This window comes from Streptococcus sp. 4155 (assembly GCF_013276695.1).
GTDB classification, from domain to species: Bacteria; Bacillota; Bacilli; order Lactobacillales; family Streptococcaceae; genus Streptococcus; species Streptococcus pseudopneumoniae.
In genome coordinates, this window is sequence record NZ_VMLM01000010.1 from 18,813 (window position 1) to 27,365 (window position 8,553).

Below are 8,553 nucleotides of genomic sequence, written 5' to 3' on the forward strand. Positions count from 1 at the left end.
TTATGCATTTCCGTATTGAAGAACAACTGCTTCGACTGCAGCTTTTTCACGGCTAATCAAGTCAACACGTGCTGCAATTTCCTTGATTCCCATACCGATGTTACGGCTAAGAGCAAGGTCAGAAAGTTGCGGCTCAAAGAACTCCTTGTATTCCGCCAAGCGTTGCTGAGTCTTAAATACATGAGCAGGAAGGATAACAAAGCTATCAAAGCTCATATCTCCTCCAAGGGCTGCCTTAATCCAAGCCCAGTTTTCACGCGCCCAAGACCAAGCTGTTTTCTGAGTTGCTTGATGAGCTAGGAATTGGTAATACCAAGCAGACAAGTCCTGTGGTTTGACCACAAATTTGTCCTTCCAAGAAGTAATCAAGTTTTGGATATTATCCGCATCTGTACTGTATGCAAGAGCTGCTGCCAACTGGCGTTTAAAGACAGCATCTGTTGCGTGAGTATAAGTATCAAGATAAAGTGCTAACAAGTCTTTAGTCTCATGATGTTTCATCTCATTAATCAGAACTTGTGAACGAATAGCTGCTGGGAGTTCTGCAAGATTCTCCTTGTGTGTTGCGAAGATTTGGCTAGCGACTTGACGAGCTTCTGCATCATTTGAGCGAATCATCATCGAAACAGCCAGCTGACGAACCAATTCATCCTCATCTGATTCTCCGTCTTTAGCTTCAAAACCAAGACGGTCATAGTTATGACGAGCCAATTTAGCAACCAGTCCTTTGAAGGCTGTTTCAGCATCCGTTCCTTCATCAATAAAGCGCTCAAGGGCTGAAATCACTTGAGAAACAGCTGAAACCACCAGATAAGACTCTTCCTTAGCAAGTTTATCAAGAACTGGAAGCAAGTCTGCATAAGAAATGTGCCCTGCCTCAGCCAACAAACGACGTTCTTGAACAATTTGCAGTTTGCTTGTGTTATCAAGTGTCTCTAGCTCAGCAAGAACAGCTTCTAACAAGTCTCCTTGATAGTCGGTAATATAGTGGGCAGTATTTTCAGTGTTGAGACGAAGAGCTCCTTCATTTTCAGCAAGAAGAGCTGCGTAGCCAGGGATTTCGATACTTTCAGTTTCGAGTGTATCAGGCAAGCCTTTCCAGTTGCTATTGAGGGGCACCACCCAGAGACGGTTCTTGTCTTCGTTCTCACCGATGAAGAATTGTTTTTGTGAAATCTTCAAGACATCATTTTCAACTTTGACAGTAAGAACTGGGTAACCAGGCTGTTCCAACCAAGAATCCATGAAGGCTGCGACATCACGTCCTGACGCTTGACCAAGGGCATCCCAAAGGTCACTACCAATGGTGTTGCTGTATTGGTGTTTTTCAAAGTAGGCATGCAAACCTTTAGCAAAATCAGCATCTCCTAGCCAACGGCGAAGCATGTGCATGAGACGGCTTCCTTTGGCATAGACGATAGCGCCGTCAAAGAGTGTATTGATTTCATCTGGATGTTTAACTTCGACGTGGACAGACTGAACGCCATCAGTAGCGTCACGTTCAAGAGCAAGAGGTACTCCACCTGTTTGGAAATCTTCAAAGATATTCCAGCTTGGTTCGATGGTATCCACACAGACGTATTCCATCATATTAGCGAAACTTTCATTGAGCCAAAGGTCATCCCACCATTTCATAGTCACGAGGTTCCCAAACCATTGGTGAGCCAATTCATGGGCCACAACAAGGGCAACTTGTTGACGGCTAGCAAATGTAGAGTTCTCATCGACAACCAAGTAAACTTCACGGTAGGTCACAAGACCCCAGTTTTCCATAGCACCAGCTGAGAAGTCAGGAAGGGCGATGTGGAGAGATTGAGGAATTGGATACTTAACTCCATAGTAATCTTCGTAAAACTCGATAGAGCGAACAGCGATATCCAGTGAGAAATCAAGATTTGAAAGTGGATGTGCTTTGGTTGAGTAGACACCTACCAGGGTACCATTTTTAGTTTTAGCGGTCACCCCTTGCAAATCACCAGCAACAAAGGCCAACAAGTAAGAAGACATGCGAGGTGTTGTCTCAAACTTCCAGATACCTGTTTCCTTACGGTTTTCAACATCGATTTCTGGCATGTTTGACAAGGCCAATTCACCTTCTGCTTGGTCAAAGCGAAGAGAGAGGTCAAAAGTTGCTTTGGCTTCAGGCTCATCCACACATGGGAAAGCTTCGCGCGCAAAATGGCTCTCGAACTGAGTAGACAAGACCTCCTTCTTGACTCCATCAACTGTATAATAAGAAGGGTAAATCCCTGTCATGTTGTCTGTAATTTTACCAGAAAAGGCAAGAACCAATTCAACTTGACCAGCCTCAGCCAATTCGATATGAAGGGCTTCATTGTCATGGTCAACTGTAAATGGACGAGCTTGACCTGCAACTTCTACAGAGGTGATTTCCAAGTCTTTTTGGTGGAGGGAGATGCGGTCACTCTGTGCTTGACCAGTGATGGTCACTTTCCCAGAAAAAGTCTTGGTCTCACGACTCAAATCTAAAAATAAATCATAATGTTCAGGAACAAATTGCTTAATAAAATGTTCAACTGCTTGCATAGTTTTCTCCTATTCTAAGTTTAAGAGCTGCTGCTCTTCTTCAAACAAACTTATTATATCATATTTTGCTTGAAAAAAAAGGATTGGACAGCGATTTCCAAAACTTTCTTCCTTCTAATAGTCTACAGTGGGTAGACCTTGCGAAATTCTTCTAAAACAACCTTGCTTTCAGATGTAAAAGTCAGCCCTACTTCACCCAAACAGTCTGTGAAAAAGTCCTCATGAACCTGGCGCCAATAGGCAAGTGATTTGTCTCCCTCACCTTCCTTAAAGGCATGTTGCGCAGAAACTTGATTGAAGAGTTCAACAGAAACCTTTGTAATTTCGACAATGCAGACAGACTGATTTTGACTATCTAAAATGATATCGAAGGTCCCTACTTGGGGAAGTGGTTCGTCTTCTAGTACATAGAGGTCATAGGCTGATGCTGTTGCTGTCTTTTCTCCTTTAAACACCAAATCCGCTAAAAGATCTGGTTCAACTCCAAAAGCCCAAGCATCGATTTCATCTCCGATCAAAGGATTGATTTGCTTGTATTTATTCCACATTTCTTGCGGTATCATGGGTACTCCTTTGTAATTTTTTACTTTCTTCTTTTATGTGTTTAAGATGATCTGGATGGTCAATCTCTAAATCAAAAATCTCTGGAATAGAACTGTAGTGGATAATGCACTTGATACCCAACTGATTCATTTTTTGTATGAAAGAAGTATTCAGATAGCCTGCTACAGCAAAATCAATCTTGTTCTTTCTTGCTTTATCCTGCATATCTCTTAGCATATCTAACATTATTGGACTTTCCATATCATGCCATTGACTGTTTCTCATAGTCGCAAAAACAAAGGAAGTCAAATCATTCATTCCAACTACAATCTTTGAAATGCCCGTTTCCAGTATACTAGATAAGTCAAAATACGCTGACGGTAATTCAATCATCGTTCCGACTTTCCCAGTAAAACCCTGCTGACGCAATACTGTAATAGCTTGTTTTAATTGGTCGTCATCATTGACAAAAGGAAAGATAAGAGATAGATTGGGGTTGGTTTGATAAACTTCTGTAACGACATGTGCTTCAGCCTGAAATTCATCCAAACACGCCAGTAAACGCCTGGTTCCTCTATAGCCAAACAAGGGATGCCCTTCGTCAAAAAACTCTCTAGTCCCCACTAAACAATTGGCTTCTGTATTCGTTAATTCAGAAAAACGATACCAAACTTCTTCATCTGAGTACAGGGAGCAGATAGTCTCTAGATAATCTTTTACAAATTGCTGACAACTTGCTAATATGATGTTTTGATTAAGCTCTCTCAACAAATATTCCCCACGAATCATGCCGACGTGGTGAAATAGTTGAGGATAAATTTTTTCAAGAATTTTTTCGCCACTAAGGGCAAGTTGATTTCTCATCATTCACCTCATCTTAAAAGATACAATATCATATATAATTATATGAAATTTTCCTCTAGTTCAAAAGCTTCATAAGGTTCAGCTAACTCATATCCTAAAAATTCTGCTACTTTTTTGGAAGCCTCGTTATGAGCATCCCAAAGTGGAAACATATCTCTATTTAAACTCTCTAGAATCATTGCAGCACCAAGCTTTTTAGCAAATCCATTTCCTTGTTCGTTTGGTCTAGTTGCAACTTCCACTTCAACTGCTTCACGGTAAACTAACCCTGAGGAAATCCCAGCAATCAGTTCATTATTTTTAAGAATCACAAAGCCAAATCCACCTTTTAAAACAAAATCCTGATAAGACTCAAAATCCCCCTGTAAATCCTGTGACCATTCTTCCGTAGAAAAGCAGTTATAAATATGATTATCAATAGGCACAATATTGTAATCTTCCTCTAAATGAGTAACTAGATCATTTAGAAATTTAACTTGAAAATTTGCCTTATCTTTAAAAGAATAGCGAGTAAAAGAATTTAGCCCCACTTTTCGATGCAGAAAATCTTGCCAATTAGTATTTTCTGAAATAATAATCTTATAATCTAAACCATATTTTCTAACAAAATCTTCCCAAAATCTGGAATCCAACTCCCCTGCTAGGTATAGAAAATTCCCAACATCATAAAAGCTTGTTGTCCTATCATTGTTTCGGTAGACAGTTCCAATTTGAGATTTAAGACCATAGAGAACCATATTTTTCTTCCATGTTTTAAATAGTTCCATTATCCTCCTACTTCACCTTCCAATTCATGTAAGAAGTCTTGTCCAGTTCTGGAAGTCCTAATAATTCAGACTTAACCTTCAAGACTAATGGCGATACATTTTCTTCTGTAATCTCTTGAATATCCATCCAAATATATCCAAGTGAATCATTCGCACCATCAGACACAGCTTCCGAAGTCGTAACTTGAGGTGCACTCTCATTCATTTCTACATCATACAAGGCCATGACATGGTGAACCATAAAATTTGTTAACTCTTCTCTGACGAAAACATCGTAGATTCGAGGATTAGAGTAGCTTCCCATTTTCTAAGCAAACAGCGTAGACTCCAAAGTGTCTTTTGACTTCCATCAGATCCTCCTACTTCAAAGACCAGCCGCCATCTATTGTCAAGATTTGTCCTTGCATGGCGCTTGCTTTTCCACTAGCTAAGCAAAGGCTAAGCTCTGCTATTTCCTCTGGTTCAATCCAGCGCTTGATTGGTGTTTCACTAGCCACCCAGTCAGCTAAGCCTCCTGGCTCAAAATCCGCAGCGGTCATAGCCGTCTTGACTGCTCCTGGAGCGATACCAAAGACCTGAATCCCAGCTTCTGCATAATCTAGAGCCAACTGCTTGGTAAATCCAGCCAAGGCATGCTTAGATGAAGTATAGGCGTGACCACCTCCACCTGCTAGGCTAGAAGCAATGGAGCACATATTGATGATGATTCCTTTTTTATTCTCTAGCATTTGTGTCAAATAATACCGAGTCAACTCTACTGGAGTAACGTAGTTGATTTCAAAAATCTCCTGAATTTCCTGCACTGATTGTTCCAACAGTGGTTTGTAATCATCCAAAACTCCAGCAGTATTGCACAAAACCTCAACCTGAGGACACCAGTCAAAAATAGGTTCCAAGTCCAAGGTCAAATCTCTCTGTAAAAAGTGAAAATCACCCTCTAAGAGTAGATTTTCACCTTGGTCAACTCCATAAACTTGATAGCCCTTCTCTAAAAAGAGTCGAGCCTGAGCCAGACCAATCCCTGAACTTACTCCCGTAATCAATACGCGTCTAGTCATGCACTTCTACCCAATCCGTCGCCAAAACATCACAAGGTGTCGGACTCCACATGGAAAAACCTTCTCCTTCGCCAGAAACGTTGATTAGGAAGTAGGGCGTCACTTCAAGTGCAACCCCATTTTGCTCGATAGTGTCAAAAAGTTGGACATAGTTTTCAGCACCTCCCCAACCAGTTCGTACATATTTTTTCTTAGCCTTTAACCCAGGCAGGATTTCTTCAAAAGTCATGTTATTCTCCTTTAAAATCAATAATTCTTCCCTTCATTATAACAAAAAAACCGCTTTGCAACGGCTTTTTGACTGTGATTTATTTACATCTGCTTCTACTTACGGCAAATTATTCCCTGCTGCAAGATAAATTTCATACCATTCTTTTCTTGTTAAGCTAAAGTTTGCCGCTTGGCTAACTTCTCTCAAGTGATTAGGATTTGTGGTACCTACGACTGCCTGCATTTTTGCTGGATAACGCAATATCCAAGAAATAGCAATAGTTGAAGAGGTTACTCCATATTTAATAGCTAAACGATCAAGTACTTGATTTAAAGCTTGAAATTTCTCATTTCCAACAAAATTCCCTCTAAAATACCCGAATTGTAAAACAGACCATGCTTGAATGACCACATCGTGTAATTGGCAATATTCAAAAATGCTGCCATCTCGCATAGCTGCTTGACTATCTTCCATATTAACATGAAAACCTGATTCGAATCCTGGAGTAAAAGCCGCACTCAATTGTAGCTGATTAACAGCTAACGGTTGCTTGACATCTTTTTTAAGTAACTCCATCATCATAGGATTTTGATTAGAAACTCCAAAATCTCGAACCTTACCTTGTTTATAAAGGAAATCAAAGGCTTCTGCTACTTGGTCAGATTCCATCAAAGCATCTGGTCGATGAAGAAGCAAGCTATCTAAATACTCAACCTGCAATCTTTGCAAAATACCGTCTACTGATTTTATAATATAGTCCTTAGAAAAATCAAAATAGGTAAATTCTTCTATGCGAATGCCACATTTGGACTGAATCCACATCTTTTCTCTTAAATCTGGACGATTTTTAGGACAAGACCTAACAGTTCTTCACAACGACCACGACCATAAATATCAGCCAAGTCAAAAGCATTGATTCCAACAGACAGTGCTGTTTCTACCAGTTCTTCAACTTCTTTTACAGACTTATCTTCTATTCTCATCATTCCGAGAACAATTTTTGATAATTCTTTGTCATCTTGACCAAGAGTTATGTATCTCATCAAATTTTTCTCCTTAAATTTCTAATATTCTTCCCTTCATTATAACAAAAAACCGCTTTGCAACGGCTTTTTGACTATATTTCACTCCATTTTATCTTCTTAAACCCACGGAACAAGACAAAGATTCCAATAAAGAGGACAGCTAAAGGAATAACTTTTGTAAGAAAAACATTTGAAATTCCCATCCACTCATAGTAACGAAGCAGAGAACCTACCACAAGATGGGCAATAATCATACTGACAAAGGGACGAAAGACCGCTTCTTTCCAATTCCAAATACTGATGACTAGAGAAAGCGTAAAGACAAGGAAACTATCCCAGGGAGCAGGAAGATAAAATGCTCCTTCTTGTACAAAACTTCCTATTCCTACATATCCTAGAACGACTAGCAGAACAAGACTTCCAACGACAATATAGGTGCCAATTTTCATTTTAGAAGAATCTTGGACTAAGCTCCAACGTAAGATTGTAGCCACAAGCCCAAAGCCAACTAGAAAAAGAAGAAGTTGCCCTAAAAACGTGAGCAAATTGACTGTTAAGAGAGGACCTTTAGAAAAATCACCCAGTAGATGATAGTAACGTAATACCGCTAGGACAAGAATTGGTGTTAAAAAGGACTCTTTGACCGAACTGCGTGGTGCTTCCTTGAGCATCTCTTTCATTAATTTTTTAGGATTCTTACCTAAATAATCCTCTGCACTCATGCCATCTCGTTCTGCTTCTGAAAAATCTAACATCATCAAATAAATCTGCTCTCTGAGATAGTCCTCATCATAGAGAAATCCAGCAAGATTAAAACTATCCCACAGTTCCTCAAAATACTTTTGATTCTCCTCAGAAAACTGATGTAACAAAGCGCTTGTTTCTTCGTAATACTTCATTTTCTTCATGGTTTATCCTCCATTCTTAATTCCTTCTACTTTTTGACTCAAATCATCCCATTGTTGCCAAAAGACTGAAACACGCTCTTCTCCTTCTTTAGTTAACGAAAAATACTTCCTATCTGGACCATCTGGCGACGGGCGCATGTCACCTCTTATCCATTGATTTTTTTCTAACTTTTGTAATAAAGGATAAATAGTTCCTGGAACGATAGTGTCAAATCCAGCCTCTCGCAAAGTCTGAACCAACTCATAACCATACCGCTCTTTTTGACCAATCATATCCAAGACACAACCTTCAAGAACACCTTTTAATAGTTGAGTTTCCTTCATCCCTTCCCCCTTCTATCTATTTTGTAATACCTACTAGTAACTTCATCTATAATATACCACTTTCACACTAGTTTGTAAAGCATAATAGTTAATACTCTTCGAAAATCTCTTCAAACAACGTCAGCGTCGCCTTAGTGTATATATGTGACTGACTTCGTCAGTCTTATCTACAACCTCAAAACAGTGTTTTGAGCTGACTTCGTCAGTTCTATCTACAACCTCTAAGCAGTGCTTTGAGCTGACTTCGTCAGTTCTATCCACAACCTCAAAACAGTGCTTTGATACTCAATCATTTTCAAAAAGCAA

Annotated in this window: 9 protein-coding genes and 2 pseudogenes; all 11 read right to left on the reverse strand. The window is 39.7% G+C overall.

The features are described 5' to 3' along the window. A complete protein-coding gene (locus tag HT715_RS01500; RefSeq protein WP_001149115.1) occupies positions 1–2,547 on the reverse strand; it encodes a M1 family metallopeptidase in 2,547 nt (848 codons plus the stop codon). Between the two features lie 122 nt (positions 2,548–2,669). Continuing rightward, the gene (locus HT715_RS01505) at positions 2,670–3,110 is read right to left on the reverse strand and encodes an ASCH domain-containing protein (protein WP_001813258.1); all 441 of its coding nucleotides are present in this window, start codon (positions 3,108–3,110) and stop codon (positions 2,670–2,672) included. Beyond that, positions 3,085–3,954: a putative PEP-binding protein gene (locus tag HT715_RS01510; protein WP_050085458.1), complete on the reverse strand. Its 870-nt coding sequence runs from the start codon at positions 3,952–3,954 to the stop codon at positions 3,085–3,087. Before HT715_RS01510 ends, HT715_RS01505 begins: the two co-directional genes overlap by 26 nt. Positions 3,955–3,992: 38 nt before the next feature. Then, positions 3,993–4,721 (reverse strand): GNAT family N-acetyltransferase, encoded by a 729-nt coding sequence (locus HT715_RS01515; protein ID WP_138707431.1) that lies wholly within the window; start codon positions 4,719–4,721, stop codon positions 3,993–3,995. A gap of 7 nt (positions 4,722–4,728) precedes the next feature. Beyond that, positions 4,729–5,071, reverse strand: a pseudogene (locus tag HT715_RS01520) (DNA mismatch repair protein MutT). A gap of 9 nt (positions 5,072–5,080) precedes the next feature. Beyond that, positions 5,081–5,779, reverse strand: a complete 699-nt coding sequence (locus tag HT715_RS01525; protein WP_000198454.1) for a 3-oxoacyl-ACP reductase — start codon at positions 5,777–5,779, stop codon at positions 5,081–5,083. Continuing rightward, positions 5,772–6,008, reverse strand: a complete 237-nt coding sequence (locus HT715_RS01530) for a DUF2829 domain-containing protein (RefSeq protein WP_000141913.1) — start codon at positions 6,006–6,008, stop codon at positions 5,772–5,774. Before HT715_RS01530 ends, HT715_RS01525 begins: the two co-directional genes overlap by 8 nt. 99 nt (positions 6,009–6,107) lie before the next feature. Further along, positions 6,108–7,033 (reverse strand): annotated as a pseudogene (locus HT715_RS01535) (aldo/keto reductase). 74 nt (positions 7,034–7,107) lie between these two features. Then, on the reverse strand, positions 7,108–7,923 hold the full coding sequence (locus HT715_RS01540) for a hypothetical protein (RefSeq protein WP_138701312.1): 816 nt from the start codon (positions 7,921–7,923) through the stop codon (positions 7,108–7,110). Positions 7,924–7,926: 3 nt separating this feature from the next. Beyond that, on the reverse strand, positions 7,927–8,247 hold the full coding sequence (locus tag HT715_RS01545; protein ID WP_000665422.1) for a PadR family transcriptional regulator: 321 nt from the start codon (positions 8,245–8,247) through the stop codon (positions 7,927–7,929). Between the two features lie 120 nt (positions 8,248–8,367). After that, on the reverse strand, positions 8,368–8,508 hold the full coding sequence (locus HT715_RS01550) for a hypothetical protein (RefSeq protein ID WP_171043178.1): 141 nt from the start codon (positions 8,506–8,508) through the stop codon (positions 8,368–8,370). Between the last annotated feature and the right edge of the window lie 45 nt (positions 8,509–8,553).

Coding starts and splice junctions, on each gene's coding strand:
- HT715_RS01500 (WP_001149115.1), bottom strand. CDS start 2,547: ATGCAAGCAGTTGAACATTTTATTAAGCAATTTGTTCCTGAACATTAT.
- HT715_RS01540 (WP_138701312.1), bottom strand. CDS start 7,923: ATGAAGAAAATGAAGTATTACGAAGAAACAAGCGCTTTGTTACATCAG.
- HT715_RS01530 (WP_000141913.1), bottom strand. CDS start 6,008: ATGACTTTTGAAGAAATCCTGCCTGGGTTAAAGGCTAAGAAAAAATAT.
- HT715_RS01545 (WP_000665422.1), bottom strand. CDS start 8,247: ATGAAGGAAACTCAACTATTAAAAGGTGTTCTTGAAGGTTGTGTCTTG.
- HT715_RS01505 (WP_001813258.1), bottom strand. CDS start 3,110: ATGATACCGCAAGAAATGTGGAATAAATACAAGCAAATCAATCCTTTG.
- HT715_RS01525 (WP_000198454.1), bottom strand. CDS start 5,779: ATGACTAGACGCGTATTGATTACGGGAGTAAGTTCAGGGATTGGTCTG.
- HT715_RS01510 (WP_050085458.1), bottom strand. CDS start 3,954: ATGAGAAATCAACTTGCCCTTAGTGGCGAAAAAATTCTTGAAAAAATT.
- HT715_RS01515 (WP_138707431.1), bottom strand. CDS start 4,721: ATGGAACTATTTAAAACATGGAAGAAAAATATGGTTCTCTATGGTCTT.